Source organism: Mycobacterium seoulense, assembly GCF_010731595.1.
GTDB classification, from domain to species: domain Bacteria; phylum Actinomycetota; class Actinomycetes; order Mycobacteriales; family Mycobacteriaceae; genus Mycobacterium; species Mycobacterium seoulense.
The window spans coordinates 4,313,364-4,331,602 of sequence record NZ_AP022582.1; the positions used below are offsets into that span (position 1 = coordinate 4,313,364).

Annotated in this window: 15 protein-coding genes; 7 read left to right on the forward strand and 8 right to left on the reverse strand. The window is 67.8% G+C overall.

The window, feature by feature from the left end:
- Nucleotides 1–4: 4 nt before the first annotated feature.
- The 8 genes from G6N37_RS20025 to G6N37_RS20060 form a co-directional block, all read right to left on the reverse strand.
- Nucleotides 5–733: a hypothetical protein gene (locus tag G6N37_RS20025; RefSeq protein ID WP_163683089.1), complete on the reverse strand. Its 729-nt coding sequence runs from the start codon at nucleotides 731–733 to the stop codon at nucleotides 5–7.
- The gene (gene sigM / locus G6N37_RS20030; protein ID WP_163683091.1) at nucleotides 726–1,337 is read right to left on the reverse strand and encodes an RNA polymerase sigma factor SigM; all 612 of its coding nucleotides are present in this window, start codon (nucleotides 1,335–1,337) and stop codon (nucleotides 726–728) included. Before sigM ends, G6N37_RS20025 begins: the two co-directional genes overlap by 8 nt.
- Nucleotides 1,338–1,402: 65 nt before the next feature.
- The gene (gene murJ, locus G6N37_RS20035) at nucleotides 1,403–5,023 is read right to left on the reverse strand and encodes a murein biosynthesis integral membrane protein MurJ (protein ID WP_232075115.1); all 3,621 of its coding nucleotides are present in this window, start codon (nucleotides 5,021–5,023) and stop codon (nucleotides 1,403–1,405) included.
- Nucleotides 5,020–7,410 (reverse strand): hypothetical protein, encoded by a 2,391-nt coding sequence (locus tag G6N37_RS20040; RefSeq protein WP_163683093.1) that lies wholly within the window; start codon nucleotides 7,408–7,410, stop codon nucleotides 5,020–5,022. Before G6N37_RS20040 ends, murJ begins: the two co-directional genes overlap by 4 nt.
- Complete coding sequence (locus G6N37_RS20045) at nucleotides 7,407–8,141, reverse strand: NUDIX hydrolase (protein WP_163683095.1); 735 nt, start codon at nucleotides 8,139–8,141, stop codon at nucleotides 7,407–7,409. Before G6N37_RS20045 ends, G6N37_RS20040 begins: the two co-directional genes overlap by 4 nt.
- A gap of 84 nt (nucleotides 8,142–8,225) precedes the next feature.
- Nucleotides 8,226–8,453, reverse strand: coding sequence for a hypothetical protein (locus tag G6N37_RS20050; RefSeq protein ID WP_163683097.1), 228 nt, complete (start codon nucleotides 8,451–8,453; stop codon nucleotides 8,226–8,228).
- Between the two features lie 90 nt (nucleotides 8,454–8,543).
- A complete protein-coding gene (locus tag G6N37_RS20055) occupies nucleotides 8,544–8,786 on the reverse strand; it encodes a hypothetical protein (protein WP_163683098.1) in 243 nt (80 codons plus the stop codon).
- 118 nt (nucleotides 8,787–8,904) lie between these two features.
- The gene (locus G6N37_RS20060; RefSeq protein ID WP_163683100.1) at nucleotides 8,905–10,428 is read right to left on the reverse strand and encodes a putative alpha/beta hydrolase; all 1,524 of its coding nucleotides are present in this window, start codon (nucleotides 10,426–10,428) and stop codon (nucleotides 8,905–8,907) included.
- A 157-nt stretch (nucleotides 10,429–10,585) separates the two neighbouring features.
- On the opposite strand from G6N37_RS20060, the gene G6N37_RS20065 reads away from it, so the two are divergent.
- From G6N37_RS20065 to G6N37_RS20095, 7 genes are all read left to right on the forward strand, one after another.
- Nucleotides 10,586–12,022 (forward strand): CCA tRNA nucleotidyltransferase, encoded by a 1,437-nt coding sequence (locus G6N37_RS20065; RefSeq protein ID WP_163683102.1) that lies wholly within the window; start codon nucleotides 10,586–10,588, stop codon nucleotides 12,020–12,022.
- Nucleotides 12,023–12,046: 24 nt separating this feature from the next.
- On the forward strand, nucleotides 12,047–12,556 hold the full coding sequence (locus G6N37_RS20070; protein WP_163683105.1) for a pullulanase: 510 nt from the start codon (nucleotides 12,047–12,049) through the stop codon (nucleotides 12,554–12,556).
- A gap of 125 nt (nucleotides 12,557–12,681) precedes the next feature.
- On the forward strand, nucleotides 12,682–13,011 hold the full coding sequence (locus tag G6N37_RS20075) for a DUF2563 family protein (RefSeq protein WP_163683108.1): 330 nt from the start codon (nucleotides 12,682–12,684) through the stop codon (nucleotides 13,009–13,011).
- 624 nt (nucleotides 13,012–13,635) lie between these two features.
- Nucleotides 13,636–14,016 (forward strand): hypothetical protein, encoded by a 381-nt coding sequence (locus G6N37_RS20080; protein WP_308205476.1) that lies wholly within the window; start codon nucleotides 13,636–13,638, stop codon nucleotides 14,014–14,016.
- A gap of 291 nt (nucleotides 14,017–14,307) precedes the next feature.
- Nucleotides 14,308–14,856: a hypothetical protein gene (locus G6N37_RS20085; protein WP_163683111.1), complete on the forward strand. Its 549-nt coding sequence runs from the start codon at nucleotides 14,308–14,310 to the stop codon at nucleotides 14,854–14,856.
- A gap of 1,450 nt (nucleotides 14,857–16,306) precedes the next feature.
- Nucleotides 16,307–17,032 carry a DUF5631 domain-containing protein gene (locus tag G6N37_RS26565; RefSeq protein ID WP_332107590.1) on the forward strand — a complete coding sequence of 242 codons (726 nt, stop codon included), beginning with the start codon at nucleotides 16,307–16,309 and terminating at the stop codon, nucleotides 17,030–17,032.
- 93 nt (nucleotides 17,033–17,125) lie between these two features.
- On the forward strand, nucleotides 17,126–18,064 hold the full coding sequence (locus tag G6N37_RS20095; protein WP_372514703.1) for a hypothetical protein: 939 nt from the start codon (nucleotides 17,126–17,128) through the stop codon (nucleotides 18,062–18,064).
- The last annotated feature ends 175 nt before the right edge of the window (nucleotides 18,065–18,239 follow it).

The window sequence follows — 18,239 nt, forward strand, 5'->3', positions numbered from 1 at the left end:
CACACTAGGGGCGCGGAACCTGAGTGGTGGCCAATAAGCCGGTATCGGCGGCGCTGCAGTTCAGCGCCACCGCGTAAACGGCCAGGCTGTGGGGAGTGTCGCCGGCCACTACCAGCACGACGCCGGGGCGGGCGTTGATCTCGACGCGGCGCGCGCCCAGCACCTGCGTGGCCGCCGGATAACCGAGGCCGGTGAGGCATGAGGCGCGCCGGCCAGGGTCGCCGAGTGGTCCGTAATCCGGACGCTGGGCGAGGAGACCCAGGATCTCGTCCTGCGACAGGGGGACCGTCATCGGCGGCGTCGACACCGTGATGTGCTCGGCGGTGACCGGGGTGCTGGGGGCGGGTTCGGGGGCGGTGATCAGCGCCGCGGTCCCCACGCCCACCGCCGCCAGCACCGCACCGACGCCGGCCACCGTGGCGACCACCCGCCCGGTCCGCATCGGCGGCCGGGCCGAGTGCGCGGCGGGCCGGCCCGCCTCCGCCGATTCCAGCGCGGCCGAGACGCGGGCGGTGACCTCCGGCGGGACATCGGGCGGTGGGTCGGCGCCAAGGGTGGCAACGTCGCAGCGCACGCGATTCAGGGCGCGCAGGATCTGCTCCGCCTCGGCGTCGCCGCGAACCCGCTGGCGCACGCGGGCCGCGGATTCGTCGTCCAGCAGGCCCGCCTGCAGGTCGGCGAGAAGCTCGACCGTCAGGGGCGGCTCGTCGGCATCGTGGTCGGCTTCATCCATCCGCCCCAGTGTCCGTCATGCGCTGCTTGACGGCCATGGGTGGGGCCAGGTCGGGGGAGGCTTTGAGGTAGCCGAGCAGCTCGGCGAGGCGAACACGGGCACGCGCGCATCGGCTTTTGACGGTGCCCTCGGCGACGCCCAGCAGAGCGGCGGTGTCGGCCACCGAGTACCCCTGCATGTCGACGGCCACCACCGCCGCCCGCTGCTCGACGGGAAGCCGCATCAAGGCGCGGTGCACGATCATCGCGGTCTCGACCTGGGTCGTCCGGTCGGCCACCGGGAAGACGTCCTCGAGCGGCACGGTGGGATGTGCCTTCGTGCGCCGCAGCCGGTCCAGGCAGGCGTTGACGACGATGCGGTGCAGCCAGCTGCCGACGGCGGCGTCATGCCGGAACGCGCCGGCGCCGCGGTGCGCCGAGAGCATGGCGTCCTGCAGCGCGTCCTCGGCATCCTCCGCGGTGCGCGTGGTCAGCCGGGCCAGCCGGTGCAGCTGTCGTTGGTGGCGAAGGAACAACTCCCCGAAGGCGCGGCGATCGCCGGCGACGTGGGCTGCCAGCAGCTCGGCGTCGGTGCGTTCACGCTGGATGTTTCCCCGGGAGCCCACGGCCGGACAGTATCCAATCGGCTGCGGGGCGGCACTTCACCACGGCGGCCGATTGTGGGGCGAAATCAGGATGCGGCCTGGACCGTGATTTCCGAAAAGCCGGCCTGGCTCTTGCCGTTCGTGGTTCCCAGCGTGGAGATCCACACCAGCAGATTCGACGTCGGTGAGCCGGACCGGACCGGGATGACGTTGTGCCCGGGCTTGAGCGTGAACGCCTGCGCCAGCACGGTCGTGTCGTTCAGCGATGCCGGCGACGCCGTGGCCGACGAGCGGATCTCGACTTTCGTCCCGGTGCTCGGGGTGTCGATGCTGACCTGCCCGACCACCGTGGGGTTCGGCAGCTGCAGCATGAGCCCCTCACCCTGCTTGAAGCTGGGGAACGGGACGGCGTCGGTGTAGACCTCGGTGGCCCAGGCTGTCGAGGGGTCGCCGTCGATGGCCTGGCCGGCCGTGCCCGCATTGTCGGCGTCGCCGTCGGGGGAGTAGACCGACGCCCTGGTCGGTTTGACGACGCTACCGGCGGCGGTGGAGCTCGGGGCCGACGACGATACGGACGACGACGGGCCGTTGAGCCCCAGCTCGTCCTTGTTCAGGCCGCCGCCGACATTGCCGAAGATCTTGCTCACCACCGACGCCAGGACCAGCAGGGCCACCACGATGACGACGAGGCCGGCCCCGACGCCGATCAACACGTTGCGGCGCCGGCGCGCAAAGTTGGCGTCATCTTCACCCGCGGGCACGCGGGCGGTGGCGGGCGCCGGCGAATCATCGATCGGGCCCAGCACCTCGGTCCGATCGGCTACCGCGGTCGCCTGCTGCAGCAGGTTCAAAAGCGTTGAGGCACTGCGGATCCCGCCATCTTCCTGAACCGCGCGGACAGCGACAGCCGAGATCTGGAACGGAATCTCCCGGTCGATGACCATTGGTTCGACCGGCTGGCCCGCCGAATCGCGTTCGGCCGGGGCGAGCCCGCTGCGCACGCTCGACTCCGCGAGCGGCCACCGATTGACCAGCAGGGCATACAGCGCCGCACCGATCCCGCGGATGTCGCCCTGCGGGTTGGCGTCGGGCATGGTCGCCGGGTAAGCGAGCACGACGTCGCCCTCGATGCTGACCCGCACCCGGCTCGGGTGGTCGATCGACAACGCGACACCGGCCCGGTGGGCCGCATCGGCGGCCGCGGCCAGCGATTGCATGGCCCGCACGGCGCCGACGGGCGACGGCGCGGTGTCGGCCACCTCCTGCAGCGACCCGCCCCGCACCCACTCCGAAACGACCAGGCCGCCGTGGCCCGTATGGACCACGTCGAGCACCCGGGCGATGCCGGGCTTGTCGATGCGGCTGAGCCGCAGGGTGCGGGACAGGATTTCCTGCAGCACGTCGTCGGGCAACGCCCTGTCGGGGTCGACGAAGGTCAGCGCCACCTGCCGGTCCAATGCGGTGTCCAGCGCCTGCCAGAACTGCAGCGGCGGCGCGCCGCCGTGGAAGACCAGCAGCCGATAGCGGCCGCCGGCGATGCGGGCACCGGGAACCAGATGGAGGTCGTCTGCCGGCGGTTCCCCTCCGCGGTCGCGGGGCGCATCGAACGGGGCCGGGCCGCGCCGCGATTCGGGGGCGACGTCGCCGTTGCGCTGGTCGGCCGGGCGCGCCGGCGACGGCTCCGGCTCACGGCCGGCGGGTATGTCGGGTTGGAAGTCGTCGGCGACCGGTCGTGGCAGCTCGGCACCCGACGCGGCGCTCTCGACAGGGCGGTCGGTCACCTCCGGTCCTTTCGCTAGCCGGGCTGGGGTTGCCCGCTCCGGAGGTCTGCGCCGGATCGGCTCCTGGACCGCATTTACCCCAGGCGGGGACGAATTCCTCTGCTCAGGGTACGTGACCGGGGATGGGCGAGACGATCGATCCGCTGTGACCGGTTTGCGGGGGGTCGGCGTGCGGCCGCCGAAGCGGTGTCTGACCGCGTCGAGTGCGGCCTGCGCCTCCGGGACGCGTGCGCGGAGCATGACCGCGGCCATGATCGGCAGCATGATGACCCCGAGGATGAGCAGGCGCAGCAGCGAGCCGGCGCCCCCGCCGTGCGTGGTCAGCCGGTCGAGCCCCAGCAGGCGGTCGGCCACGTGGGCCACCAATCCGGCCAGCATGGACGCGGTGATGGTGACCAGGATGGTTCGGAGCTCGCCCTTGCTGATCAGCTGGCCGCCGGTCGGCAGCAGGGTGTGCCGCAACAGGAGGTAACCGACGATCGCGCCCGCCAGGAACCCGATGCCGTTGGCCAGCCCCAGATAGCCGGCGACCAGCTTGGGGTCATGGGTGAGGTGCGGAGCCAGGACGGATCCGACGATCTTGACGGCCGTGATGACGAGGATGATCACGATCGGCGTCCAGGGCTGCTCGCGCGCGTAGAACACGCGCAGCTGGAGCAGCACCAGGCCGTAGGGGATCAGCGTGAACGCCGACATGGCGATCGCGGCGCCGAGGTAGCCGGCGTCGACGCCGCCGAAGTGGCCGTAGGCGAACAGCGCGCTGCCCATCGCGGGCCCGCCGACGGTCATGAACGCGACGATCGGGATCAGCGTGATCAGTGTCAGTCGGGTGGCCAGCGACAGGTCGGCGAGCACGGCCTGGGTGTCGTCGGCGGCGGCGTTGCGGCTCAGCCGCGGCATCACCACGGTCAGCACGGTGACGCCGATCATGCCGAACGGCAGCATGAGGACCAGCCAGGTGTAGTTGTAGATCGCCGGGCCCGAGGCGGCCGCCGTGCTGGCGATCTGATTGCCGACCACCAGGCCGAGCTGGCTGATCAGCACGTAGAGGACCATCGCGGCGGCCATGGTGCCGAAGCGCTTGAGGCGTTCGTCGATTCCCCACATCGGGCGCAGGTCGACGCGTTGGCGCCGCAGCGCCACCAGCAGCACCGCGGTCTGCGCGAAGACACCGAGCGTGGTGCCGACGCCGAGGACAAGCAGCTTGGTGTTGCCCATGCGGACGGGGTCGACCGACAACTCCCCGGGCACGACCGCGTACACCGCCAGGGTCGCAAGGGCGACGACGTTGTTGACGACCGGCGCCCACGCTGTCGGCCCGAACACGTTGCGGGTGTTCAGGATCGCCATGAACACCGACGTGAGGCCGTAAGCGAGCACCTGGGGGAGCAACAGGTAGGCGAAGGCCGTGGTCAGCGGCTCGTTGACCTGCGGGTCGCGGCCGAGCATGAGCCGCACCAGCAGCGGCGCTGCGAGCACCGACAACGCGGTCGCCACCAAGAGCAGCGCGGTGGTCAGCGTGACCAGGCGGCGCACGAATGCCGCCCCGCCGTCGGGGTCGCTCTGCTCGGCGCGGGCCAGCACGGGCACGAAGATGGCGGTGAAGGTCGCCTCCAGCACTAGGGCGGCCACCAGGTTGGGCAGCTGGTTGGCCACCGAGAACGCGCTCGACAGCGCGGCGCCGAGGATGGCCGCCAGGAGCACGATCCGGGCGAAGCCGGTGAGCCGGCTGACCAGCGTGGCGAAGGCCATCGCCCACGACCGCGACACCAGGGCGGCGTCGGACAGTTCGGGTCGCCGGCGATCGACGCCCGCAGGGACGGGCGGCAGGGGACCGGTGGGCGGTGAGCCCGGGACCCGGGGTCGCCGCGGCGGCTGTGGCAGGCGGGGGTGTTGCGGTGCGGCCTGCCGGTGGGCGGGTTTCATACTCGGTGCTCTTGCTCGACCCGATCGTCGGCGCCGTCGTCCAGCCCCGCGGATCTGGTGCGCGGTGGGTCGGGCCGGTCCAGGTCGGCGGGGTCGGGCTGGCCGCGGAAACGGTGCCAGAGGCGGCGTCCGGCCAGCAACACCAGCACGGCTGCGGCCGTCATGGTGATCGCGAAGAGCACCTTGCCGTAGGCGTTGGAATGCACCGACAGGCGCACCGGGTCGCCCAGCCGCAGGCCGTCCGGGGTGCGGAGCGTGACGTCGATGGCGACCCGCTGGGTGAAGTTCACTTCGATCGGCACCCGCAGCGGTAGGTATCCCGGCGGCAGCTCGATCTGGCCGACGTCGGTGACCCTCATCCCCGGCGGGGCGTCGACCTGCAGCCGCACCCGGATCGGAACGGCCAGGCCGTTGTGCAGGGCCAGCGGCAGCGGGCTGTGCTCGGTGGCCAGGGTGTACGAGCCGCCCGGGTTGACGATCGTGACCGCGCCGAACAGGTCGTTGATCGTCTTGCCGACGACGGCCAGGCGTTGCTGGGCCATCCCGTTGCGGGTGTCTGGCGGTTCGGATTGGCTCAGCGCGCGCAGCATGTCCTCGCGCAGCGGGGCGGTGTACTGGATGCCGGTCAGCCCGGTGCGGTCGTCGGTGGTCAGCGCGGAGGTCAGGCCCCACAGCCGCCCCACCTGGCCGGCGATCGAGGCGGTGACGTCGTCGCCGAATCGACCGCGTGCGGAGGTGGAGGCCCCCACCGGTTCGGACGGCTCGGCGCCGGGTTGCCCAACAGGATTGGCCTCGGTGACGACCGCCGGCAGCGGTCGCGGCACCGCCAGCCCGGACCGGATGCTGGTGGTGAGCGCGGTCAGGATGACGTGGGCGTCGTCGGCCTGCAGGTTCCATGTCGCCGGCGGGACGAGGAGCTGGGTGCGCGGCTCATCGTCGGGGCGCAAGGCGTGCCAGAACATCGAGCCCAGGGCGTCCTGGCGGCGCGCGGTCGCCGAGTCGTGCGCGAGCCGGACGGTCAGCGAGGGATCAAGGTAGGTGGGGACTGCGGGTGAGTTTCCCGCCCCGGCCAGCGCGGCGCCCACCGCAGGGTCGAACGGCGCGACCACGACTTGAGGGGACAGCCGCCGCGGCGCGGTGTCGGCGGCATCAGTGGATCCTTGCGCGTCCGGGGCGGACAGGTCGGCGGCAGCAACGGCGACGGTGTTTTCGTTGGCACCGAGCAGATTGACCGCGCGGTTGGTCAACGGGCCGTCGGGCAGCAGAGTGGCGCCGTGAATGGACGGCACGTCCAGGATGCGGTCGACGATGCTGTTGACGCCTGTGGTCGCGGCGGCGCTCAGCCCCCGATCGTTGACGCGCTGCAGAGCGTCCAGGTCGGCCTGCGCGTAGGGGAGCGGGGCGACGCACGTGCGGCGGGCCAGGGCACGCAGCCGGTTGAGCCATTCGGTCGCTGCGGCCTGTCCGGCACCCGGATGGGTCAAAGTGCCCGGGAGCTGACCGGGGCCCTCGGGCGGGTCGGTCACCACATAGCCGGCGGTCATCGCGTTGACGGTGACGAGCAGGTCGGGGTCGACGGCCAAACACAACGCCCGGCCGACCGCGCCGTCGGGGTCGACGTCGTGGCTGGTGGCGACCTCGGCCGCGGACAGCAGGATGTCCAACCTGCCGCCGCTGGCCAGGGAGCCGGCGAGGTCGTCGTCGACCAGTCGCACCGGAATGGTGCCGCCGGGAACGCCCGGCGCCAGCCTGGGCCGGTCGGCCAGGGGCCACAGCATGGTCAGCCCCACGGGTTTGGAGGTGTCGGGCGCGACGGCGGAGCCCAGATCGCCGCCCTGGTCGGGCGGCACACCGACCACGGGAAGCAGGAAGCGCGCGTTGTCGAGCCGGGCCGGGGCGCCGTAATCGGGGGTGCCGTTCACGTTGACCAGGACCGGGTAGATGCCCGGCTTTTCGACACCCAACGATTGCTTGGTCAGGGAGCGCAGTGGCGCCGACAGCGTGAAGCCGGCCTGTTGTCCGCGTTGCAGTTCGGGAGCGACCGTGAGGAAGTCGGCCGCCGGTTGGTATTGATCGGTGTCGCCGTCGAGGGTGGTTCGCAAGCCCGCGGACGTGGTGACCGCACCCGCATGCTCGAGCCGGACCATCACGTCACGGACGGGGCGGTCGCCGATGTTGGTCACCATGCCGCTGACGGTCACGACGGGTGGGCTGGTCGTGGTGACGACGTCGGGGGTGACCTGGTCGATGCGGACCCGGACGAACGGCGTCACGCCGGGTTCACCGGCGGTGGCGTGCGGCATGACGGGCCCGGTGAGCATCCCGAACCCGGCCACGATGCCGATCACTGCCGCGAGGCGCAACAAGCAGAGCCGGGATGCCGTCACGGCCCTGGCCCGTGGCCGTTCTTGCGGCTGGTGGCCGGCTTGTCGGCGTGCCGGGTGCGCGAGTGCGTTTGTGGGCGGCGCCGGGGAGCGGTGGGCGGCAGCGGCGGCAGCGCGGCGGGGCCGTCGTTCTGCAGCTTGTCGATCAGCTCGTCGGCGACCCGCGCGAGCCGGCGTTCGTCGGCGTAGGCCAGCTTGGAGGGCAGCTCGTGGATCGGCACCCAGGCCACCTCGGCCACTTCGAGGTCCTCGTCGGACAACTCGCCGCCGGAGAACCGCATCAGATAGTGGTGCACGGTCTTGTGGACCCGGCGGCCGTCCGTGACGAACCAGTAGTCGATGCGTCCCAGCGCCGCCAGCACGCTGCCGCGGATGCCGGTCTCTTCGGCGACCTCTCTTATAGCGGTCTGTTCGGCGGTCTCACCCTGCTCGATGTGCCCCTTGGGCAGCGACCACAGCATCCGCCCCCGCCGGTCGACGCGGCCGATCAGCGCGGCGACCTGGGAGTCGCGCGGGCCGTCGAGGCCGTCGATGACCAGCCCGCCGGCGGAGGTTTCGTGCACGGTGCGCAGCCGGTCCGGTCCGCGGCGAGGCGAACGGGATCGGCGCGATTTCGTCGCCGTCGAGTCCGCGGGCGCTTGGCCGTTCGTCTGGTTCTCGGTCGAACTCGCGGCGCCACGACCGCGCCGCCGCCCCCGGCGTCGACGTGGCTTGTGTTGTTCGCCGTCCGACACCCAAGCGATAGTAGCTGGCACGACATCGTCTCCCAGGACATACTCGCCGCTGGGCGGCCCCGCGATGGCTCTGAACGTATCGGGTCAGATCGGTCCGATCGCATGCGCGATGACGAACGCCGGAATGAAGATCAGGAGTGAGAGTGGCCCTGACAAGCTGCCAATCATCATTCCGCGGCCGATCTGACCACAGCGGCCCGATGCTCGCGCGATGAGGGCGCTGACGCCGACGTATGCCAGCGTTACGGGGAGAACGACAAATACCAAGGGCCACATCGGCAGAACGAACAGCCAGGTGACGAGATCGACCACGAAGACGTGAGCTATGGCTACTGCGAAACTCAGGGGCCCATAGCGATTGTTGGATGGGTCGACTGCAGGTTTGTCCGTCATCGCGGCCCTTCAGCGCAGGACCAGATAAGCGAAGATCGTTCCGCCTGCGAGCACGACGGCTGAACAGCTCACGACGCTGATGCCAAGACCACGACTACGTGGGGACGACGACCTCAGGAACGCGACGCCGGCAAGCAGCGACGCCAAAGCTGTCAGGACGGTGGCGGTCAGCATCCATCCGCGCTCACCGGCGTACGCGCTGTGTGTGTCGAACGGCCACTTGCCCAGCAGCCACATGGCGACAAGCAACATCCCCACTATCGGTTGGACGACAAAGGGCGCTGACCATGTCGCTGTGCGCCAGGCGCGGGTGTCGAAGAAGTTCGCTCCCTCAGAACTCGACATACTGTTGCTTTCTGTCACTGGACGGTCATGCCGGAACTGCAATGCCTGTAGGCAGGGAAGGCACCGAACGTATGTCGGTGACTGGGCCAAAGTCTGTGGTCGGTAGAGGAACCGGCACATCGTATTTCTGGTTCCATCCGCCCGTGTCGAACGGTGTGAACGCCTTACCGCCAAGGGGACCTACGTCGTGGTGCCGGAACAGATTCAAGGCTGGGCCTAGCGAGCTACCCGACTGTGCGGGGTCGATCAACAACGGACGCGTACTGCCACTTGGAAAGTCCTGATAAGCCTCGAGCGAGGGGTAGTTAGTACGTGTGCCATTCACCTGCACACCTTCTGGTCCCGGCGTGAACACCAGGTCGCCATTGACCGTGATGGTGTGGCCCGCCAATGGACCGTTCGGATCGGCGGTGAACCCTGGCGCGAAAGGGTTGCCGGCGTCGTACTTTATGCGAACTGATCCATCGGAGAGCTGAGTAACGCTACCTGTTGGTGTGCCCACCTTGACAGTCCCGGGAGCACCGCTCGAAGTCTCTTCGACGGACGGATTTTGTCGCAGAATCACGAGGCCATTTTCGAAGTCGATGTAGGTCGTTACCTTGGTGTCTTCTGGATCGAAATTGATGTTGGGTCCGCGGTCGTTCCCAAGATCCCGGTTGCCAAAAGGAGAGCTCGTCACGTCCCGCTGCTCGATCCACTGCGAAACACGGACCACTCCTTGGCCTGGTACGGGGCGAATCTTCACCACTCGGACCTGCGATTTGGCCCCGTTGAACTTGGGGTCGTACGTCTGTGGGTCTAGAGCTGCCGCGGTCTCCCAGTCGGCCGCCGACGTCGGTTCGCGGCCAAAGACCTGCTTGAACGCCTCGATTTGGTTGCGACGCCGTTCCTCTGCGTTTTGCGGGGGCGCTTCCGGGATGTCGCCGTCGAGAACCTGGATTGGCGGCTCGTATCCGTCCTGCTTGCGCAGGTTAGCCATCGAGGCTTGCAGCTGCCGAGAATACTGATCGCGGACTTGGTTCATTTTGTCGGCCGACGCCTTGGTGTCGGCGATCGCGTGCTTCTCAAGCCCGTTTATGTAGTGGTCCAGCAGCTTCCTTTCCGACCCTGTTAGCCGGGGATCTTTCTCCAGCTCGACGGCCTCGCCGATTTGATCATCGAGGCCTTGTAGCTGTTTTTCCAGCGCTGAGATTTCGCCTCGTCCGGACCGTTGGGCCTCGGCCAACGCGGCCGCCACATTTTCCAGATCGGCACCGATCTTGGGCAATTGAGCAGCTTGTACCCCGAGCGTCTTAATTGCCCGTTGTACCTCGGCCGAGCTATTGATCGGATTCCCGCCGTCCTGATGCGTCCAGGCTTTGTCGAAGCGGTTGCGCGCCAGGTCGAATGCGGCTTCTGCTTCCCCTGTGGAGTGGCCCGCGCTATGAAACGCGTTTGCAAGATTCGAGATCTGGGCCGGCCGACCGCTTTGCAATGTGCCGTTGATACGCCATGGGTCGCCGCCCGCGAACATGATGAGTGCGCCCTTGCTTATGTATCGGAGATGCACCGCATCACCCCGCCCGTTTCACCCTTCCCGCAGCGCGTAACGCTACTACCGCGCGTCGGCCGGTCAATTCACCGCGGGTGCGTGCCAGTGATGCCACGGGCAGGTGCGAGCCTCCTCACACGGGCGTTTCGGTTTCGGCCGACTACGCTGATCGAACGTGTCCGAAGCCGATGTCGAGCTGCTTGCCGCCGCCGCGGTTGCCCTGAATCAACAGGCGCCCGTGCTGCGCGAGCTGGGCTCGGCGTTCGACGCGGCAGGCCACGAGCTGTACCTCGTCGGCGGCTCCGTGCGGGATGCCCTGCTGGGCAGGTTGAGTCCGGACTTGGACTTCACCACCGACGCCCGCCCCGAGCAGGTTCAACAGATCCTGCGGCCATGGGCGGACAACTTGTGGGACACCGGCATCGAATTCGGCACTGTCGGTGTCGGCAAGGGCGAGCACCGGCTGGAAATCACCACGTTCCGCGCCGACGCCTACGACCAGGTGTCCCGCAAACCCGCGGTGCAGTACGGCGAGCGCCTCGACGACGATCTGGTGCGGCGAGATTTCACGGCCAACGCGATGGCCGTGCGCATCACGCCGGACGGACCGGGCGAATTCCTCGATCCCCTCGGCGGTTTGGCGGCCCTGCGTGACCGCGTGCTCGACACCCCGGCCGCGCCGGAGGTGTCCTTCGGCGACGACCCGCTGCGGATGCTGCGCGCGGCGCGGTTCGTCTCGCAGCTCGGCTTGGCCGTCGCGCCGCGGGTACGCGACGCGATCGAGGCGATGGCGCCCGAGTTGGGGCGGATCAGCGCCGAGCGGGTGGCCGCGGAGTTGGACAAACTTCTGCTCGGCGACGACCCGGTGTCCGGCATTGACCTGTTGGTGCAGACCGGCATGGGGGAGGTGGTGCTGCCCGAGGTCGGTGGCATGCAGATGGCCATCGACGAACACCACCAGCACAAGGACGTCTACCAGCATTCGCTGACGGTGCTGCGGCAGGCGATCGCGCTCGAGGACGACGGCCCGGATCTGGTGCTGCGCTGGGCCGCGCTGCTGCATGATATCGGCAAGCCCGCGACCCGGCGGCACGAAGCCAACGGCGGCGTGAGCTTTCACCACCACGAGGTGGTCGGCGCCAAGATGGCGCGAAAGCGGTTGCGGGCGTTGAAGTATTCCAAGCAGATGGTCGAGGACGTCTCGCAGCTGGTGTATCTGCATCTGCGGTTTCACGGGTACGGCGAGGGCAAGTGGACCGATTCCGCGGTGCGCCGCTACGTCACCGATGCCGGGTCGCTGCTTCCGCGGCTGCACAAGCTGGTGCGGGCCGACTGCACGACCCGCAACAAGCGCCGGGCCGCGCGGCTGCAGGCGAGCTACGACCGGCTGGAGGCGCGCATCGCCGAGCTTGCCGCCCAAGAGGATTTGGCGCGCGTGCGGCCGGATTTGGACGGCAACCAGATCATGAAACTGCTCGACATCCCCGCCGGCCCGCAAGTCGGCGAGGCGTGGCGCTTCCTCAAAGAGCTGAGGCTGGAGCGCGGGCCGTTGTCGGCCGAGGAGGCCACCGCGGAACTGCTGAACTGGTGGCGCTCGCGCGGGAACCCGTAGCGGTGGTTGAGCGTCCGAGCATTCGTGGATTACTGCATGAGTGGTGACGACGGCACGGCGGCTATGTGGCACCGCGACCTCGACATGGACCTTGACGGCGACGGCCGGCTCGATGCGTTCGGGCTGGACTTCGATGGTGACGGCCTGCGCGACGACGCGCTCGCGGACTTGGACGGCGACGGCATCGCCGATCACGCGGTGCTCGACCTCGACAACGACGGCACTCCCGAGGCGTACTTCACCGACGACGGATCCGGTACGTGGGGGGTAGCCACAGAGCAGGGCCGGCAACTGCGCTGGTTCGGACTCGACGGTGTCGAGCACACCGGCGGCCCGTTGGTCGACTTCGACAGTCACGGCGGCGTCAATGACCGACTCTTTGATCTCGACGGCGACGGTGCCGCCGATCGAGTGCTGTGCACCGACGAGGACGGCGTCACCGGATACGTCGACACCGACGGCGACGGCAAGTGGAACGTGCGGCTGAGCGATACGGACGGCGACGGTCTCGCCGACGGCGCCACCGCCTTGTGAGGGGCGACCCGGCCTCGTCGGTCGAGACGACGTGAATTGACCGCTGCCGTCGAGGTACTTAGCTTGGTCAATACAGGCGTGACGTGCGATTGCGTCTCACCGAGTCGGGCTTGAAAGGGGTGGCAATGTTCGTCGACACAGCGCTGCTGCACTCCGGAGGCAACGAGTCGCATCGCGCGGGCGGGCACGCCCAAGAGGGAGCCGACCAGCTCGCGCGCGGGCCGCTGGCGTCGGGAATGTTCGGTGACTTCGCCGCCGCGGATTCTTTCCACGAGGCGGTCACCGCCGCACACACCCAGCATGTGCAGAACCTGCAGGGCCACCAGCGGACGCTGACCGATGTCGGCGCGAAGGCCCATCACGCGGCCAAGGGCTTCACCACCATGGACGAGCAGAACGCCGGCGAACTGCAGGCGGTGCGGCCGAGCGCGAACGGCTCGACGCCGCGAGTTTGAACTCAACGTCGCGCGGGCGCCGGCCCAGGAGTCGCTGTATACGCGGGATTAAAGCTATCGATTAGCCAGGCTCCGTCCCCCTTGGCCATTCCCACAAGCACCGAACCCCTTGTGGTTTCGGAAGCTGGCTTATCAAGACTTGTGGAGACCTGGTTTGCGAACACCGGAATTGGCCGACGGATTGAAAGATCTCAGATCAAGAAATCGCGCTGATCGCGCTTACGGCTCGATGAAGCTGGACGGCGATGCCGGAAGGTGCTATGTGCCTATGTCGGCATGGCATGGGTTGACCGATCGGTCGGTGGCAAGCCGGTGCGGCGGAGACTCGATTCGCCTACATCTGCTCTGCATCGACGGAGTTATTGCGTTGTTGACGTGTAGCACATGCGGATAATCCAGGAGAATGGCGGTTACGGTGTTGGGCTAAGTGAGGAGGGCTGCTGTATGGGGGATCTGCCTCCAAACTTCGCTGGGGAGCCACCTGTAGGCGCGCCAGCAGGACTTTGGCCACCGACCTATCCACCTCAACCCGGAAAGCGCCCACGCACGTGGCCAGCCATCAGCGTTGCAGCCATCGCCGTTCTGCTGGGCGCAGCCGCCCTCGTTGTGGCGTCTACGCGGTCTGTGAATAACTCTGCCTCTGGCTCAGCGAGCACCTCGGCGGCGCCGACCTACACCGCAGCGGAGACGGCCGACGCACACAAAAAGCTTTGCGATATCTACAATGTAGCCGCGCGTGCGGTCCAAATTGATACCAATGGCGACAATCCTGCCTTGGCGGGCGTGGCCACGGTGAATGCGTCACTGATGCTGGAACAGGCGGTGAAATCAGCTCCCGCGATCTCATCCGGCGACCGAGCAGCCGCTCTCACGCTCGCGGCTGCGTACACGAATGCTACGGCCATGGGAAGCCAACTGCAGCGTACCGACCCCGCCTGGCAGGCGGTAGTTGACGATGTCAATGCCAAGGACGCTGCGATGAAGAAGGTGTGTAGCGGAGGGTGACGCGTCACTCTTGAGCGCGCGTGGCGCGTGGCGACCTATGTGCACACCCGTCCGATGATCGGAGCACTGACGAGCGCTGCCTAGATCTGAGACCGACGGGAATCCCTGGTGCGGTTATGCCGAGAATCCCGCAACACCCAGTAAGCCTGTCGTGCACCGCTCCAGGTAGACGAAACCGCGACTCGCGGTGAATTGCTGCCATCCCCCGCCTGGCCCACTATGGAGGCTGGAGCCGAGCTTTACACGTGGTCCGACAAGCGTCTCGATTCGGGAAGCACTTGAGGAGGGTGGATGGTCGGCGACGAGCCTTGGAGGCCTGCTGAGGGTCCGGCCCCGCAGCCGCCCTGGGCAAATTGGTCACCGAAATATGTCGGCCAGCCAGTGCCTCGCTCGCGCCCGTGGCTGGCAATCGCTGTCGTATTAACCGCAGGCCTAGCCATCGCCGCTCTAATCTTGGCCCTCACACGACCGAGGGCTCCGAGTTCATCGACCGCTACAACGACGCCGACCCATGCGCCCCCCGATGTCGCCGCCGCACAACAACAACTGTGTGACATGTACCAACTCGCAGCGAAAGCTGTCCAGGTAGACACCGCTGGCACTGACAAAGCGCTCGCTCGCATCGCCACAACCAATGGGGCTCTGATGCTCGACATGGCAGCGAGTAACCCGGCCCTCGACGCTAACCACCGGGATGCCGCCCGCGCTCTAGAAGCTGCTTACCTGACGGTGACGGCAAAGAGCAGCTATGGGGTTGCGACGGAAGCCGACTTTCAATCAGCACTCGATGATGTCATCGCAAAGGATGCTGCGATGAAGAAGGTATGCAGTGGCGGTTGACCTTCCGCCCGGGAAGTGGACCCTGGCGCTGATTGGGCCCTGGTGGCCAGCGCCGTCGACCGGTCTGCGCGCTGGTGCTCAACATTGGAGCCAGGCGTGTGCCGAGCAGCAGTTCTTTTCGCAGGACCTCCGCAGTCAGTGGATGACGATCGCGGCGAGTAACCAGGGCCACACGGCGGACGATCTTATATCCAGGTACCAAGAAGGCGAGAAATTTCATCTGGATCTCGCCGAGAAGTACCAGGCAAAGGCGCGAGCCTTCAATTCCGGCGCTGATGCAATCGACTATCTACGAAGTCGATTGGCAGACATAGCGAATGCAGGCAATAGAGAGATAGACCAAATTCTTGCGTCGAAAAAACCCCTGCCAGAACAGGTCGCAGAGGTGCAGGCCGTCCAGTTGCGTTGCAATGGTGATGCGGCAAACGCGAGTCTGAACGCAGTCGACAAGCTCACAATGGCAACCCAGAAGATCCTTGACTCTGAAGGTGTTGGTGGTGACGCTCGAACGTGGGCGCGTGAACAGGGGTTCAATGTGGAGAATCCTTCATCACCACGTCCGATAAGCGAGGGAGATCTCGGATCGACGCAGACCGCGCCGGGGTTCGGCGGCGGTGTCAGTCACGCCGACCCGTCGCCCGTTGGCAGCGACACGACGGTGACACCGACGGGATATGGAGGCGGTTCTGGTCATGCGGGCCCTGCATCCGGTAGCGGCGGCGCTGCGGCGACGCCGGCGGGATACGGGGTTGAGTTCGGTCATGGAAATGAGGTGCCAGGTGGTACCGCGCCAGGAGTGTCGCCCGGTACGGCCACCGGAACTGGGCTGGTGCCGGGTGCTCCGCTGATGAGTACACCGATTCACGGCGCCGGGGGTATGTCACCCGCCGGCCTTGGGCAGGGCGCCTCGCCCAACCTGGCGCAATCATTCGCATCCGGGATGGCGACTGGGCAGCCTGCCGGTGCCGGTGCCCAGGGGTTGTCGTCGGGTGCGATACACGCAATGGAATCCGGAGGGGGCGCGCCTCCCGAGACCGGGCCCCCTGCGGGCACGCCGCCTGTGACACCGACCGCACCTAGCGCGGGGGTTTTCATTCCGACGAGTACTCCAGTCGACGCACCCCCGCCGGCCGCTTCCGCGCCACCGGCCACCGGCGGCACCGCTCCGGTCGCGCCGGTGATGACAGGGGGATCCTGGTCGGGGTCGGCAGCGCCTGTAAGCGGCAGTCCGAATATTCCTGCTGGGTCGCTGCCCGCGTACGGCTCTGACCTGCGCCCGTCGGTCGCGGCGCCCCCTGCCATGCCTGCGGCTCCGACGGCGCCAGTCTCGGGGGCGCCGGTGGCGCCGTCGCCGGGATCGTCCCCGTCGGCTGGCGGACCCCTGGTTTCCCCGGTGGAACGCGGGGCTCCGGGAGCCGCGGCCGGGCAGGCGGGTGCGAACTCGTCGAGCATGGTCGGTGCGTCAGCGGTGTCGGCGGCAACTGGCGCGACCGCCGGCGCGGTATCCAGTAGGGCGGCCGAACAGCAGAGGTTGCAGCGACTCGTCGACGCGGTGGCCCGCCAAGAGCCGCGATTGTCCTGGGCGGCTGGGCTGCGCGACGATGGCACCACCACCCTGTTGGTCACCGACCTCGCTGCCGGGTGGATCCCGCCCCACGTCAAACTGCCGGCCCACGTAACGGTGCTGGAGCCGGCCCCGCGCCGACGAGATGCAAGCGTGGTGGATTTGCTGGGGGCCGTCGTCGTCGCGGCTGCCCACGAGCACAACACATATGTCGGCGAACCGGACCCGGAAGCTCCCGCGCTCAGCGGTGATCGACCGGCGCGATCGGCCTCGCCGCAGGTAGACGAACTGGGACCAGCCCTGGTGGAAGCTGTGCGCCGTCGCGATGGTTTGCCGCGAATTGCGCAGGCCATTGTGGCGCCGGCGGTGCGGAATACGGGTGTTCTTGAAAACGAAACCGAACTCTTGCGCAGCTGCATAGCCGAGATTCAGAACTCGGTGCTGACCGCTTACCCAAATCACGACGCAGCAGCCGTCGGAGATTGGATGTTGCTCTCGGCAATCGAGTCGCTGATAGATGGGCACGAGTATCTCGCGAATTACCACATGGCCTGGTTCGACGTCATCGGCCGTCTCGCTGGCGCCGAAGGCGTCGTCCAAAAACCGAGGTGAATACCAATCTCAGGCTGCTATGCCAAACTGGTGAAGTGTGATTGAACGCGCACCAAGGGGTTCCGGTTCTAATAGCGGGGTGGAGGTGAGGCTATGACCGGGGGCGATGGCACCATCAAAAGCGCTCCAGCCGTATTGGGAGGGTTAGTGGGCGCGCCGGAAGCGCCGCCTCCGATGCCGTTTCCTATGTCCGCGGGTGGAACCAGCCCCACCGACGGATTACGGGGAGCGCTTGAAACCGCCGGCAACGCCGGTGTGCCGAAAGACGCCGCCGACGCGGCCGCGGCCGACGCGGATCGCCGGGCGCACGCGGCCGACGCCGCCGCGAAATTCCCTGCCAACGAAGCTGAATCACAGCAGCAAATGCAGAACGTGGGTCAACAAGCGCCGCAGATGATGCAGCAGATGCTGCAAAGCATCACGGGTGCCCTCGGCGGCGCGGTCGGCGGCATCATGCAGCCGCTGACGCAGCTGCCGCAGCAGGCAATGCAGGCCGGCCAGAGCGCGATCCAGCCGCTGATGAGCGCGGTGCAGGGCGGTGCCCACGGAGCGGGGCTCGCGAGCGATGCGCATCTCGTCGACAGTGTCGGCCCGGGCTCCGGAGCCGGCGGGGGCTCAGGCTTGGGCGGCGGTGCCGGCCTCGGGGGCGGCGGCACCACGCCGGCCAGCTCGCTCGGTCCGCCGCCGGTGCCGACGTCGTCCCCACCGACGACGCCAGCCGGGGCGGCCAAGGCGGCCGTGACGCCGCCGGTCAGCGGCGCGCCAACCGTGTCGGGGCAAACCGGCATGGGTGGTATGGGCATGATGCCGCCGGGTGCGATGGGGGCAGGCGGCGAAGGAAGCAAGGAGAAGCCACCGGAAAAGCGGATCTCGGCCCCGGGCGTGCCCAACGGTCAGCCCGTCAAGGGTCGCCTGACGATGCCGCCGAGCCCGCCGGGTCCCAAGCCCGGTGAGGACAAGCCCACGGTCGTCACGAATCGGCCGAATCGCCGGATCGTCATCATGCCCGCCGACGACGAGGCAAAGGAATAGGCGGCACCGCAAGCCATTCCCACGCCACCGGAAGGTGAGTGGTCGGGCAACGCGCCCGGCAGTAGGGTCGCTACGTGATCAAGCGGGCTTGAACCGTTCGTTATTGACAGCGCGACTGCCTATTCGTGCATGCTATTGAGTACGGATTTTCGCAGGGCAGAGGGTGTGGAAAAAG

Excerpts from the sequence above, each read along its gene's own strand:
- G6N37_RS20025 (WP_163683089.1), bottom strand. The coding sequence starts at position 733 with ATGGATGAAGCCGACCACGATGCCGACGAGCCGCCCCTGACGGTCGAG.
- murJ (WP_232075115.1), bottom strand. The coding sequence starts at position 5,023 with ATGAAACCCGCCCACCGGCAGGCCGCACCGCAACACCCCCGCCTGCCA.
- G6N37_RS20055 (WP_163683098.1), bottom strand. The coding sequence starts at position 8,786 with ATGTTGCTTGTCGCCATGTGGCTGCTGGGCAAGTGGCCGTTCGACACA.
- G6N37_RS20075 (WP_163683108.1), top strand. The coding sequence starts at position 12,682 with ATGTTCGTCGACACAGCGCTGCTGCACTCCGGAGGCAACGAGTCGCAT.
- G6N37_RS20085 (WP_163683111.1), top strand. The coding sequence starts at position 14,308 with ATGGTCGGCGACGAGCCTTGGAGGCCTGCTGAGGGTCCGGCCCCGCAG.
- G6N37_RS26565 (WP_332107590.1), top strand. The coding sequence starts at position 16,307 with ATGGTCGGTGCGTCAGCGGTGTCGGCGGCAACTGGCGCGACCGCCGGC.
- G6N37_RS20095 (WP_372514703.1), top strand. The coding sequence starts at position 17,126 with ATGACCGGGGGCGATGGCACCATCAAAAGCGCTCCAGCCGTATTGGGA.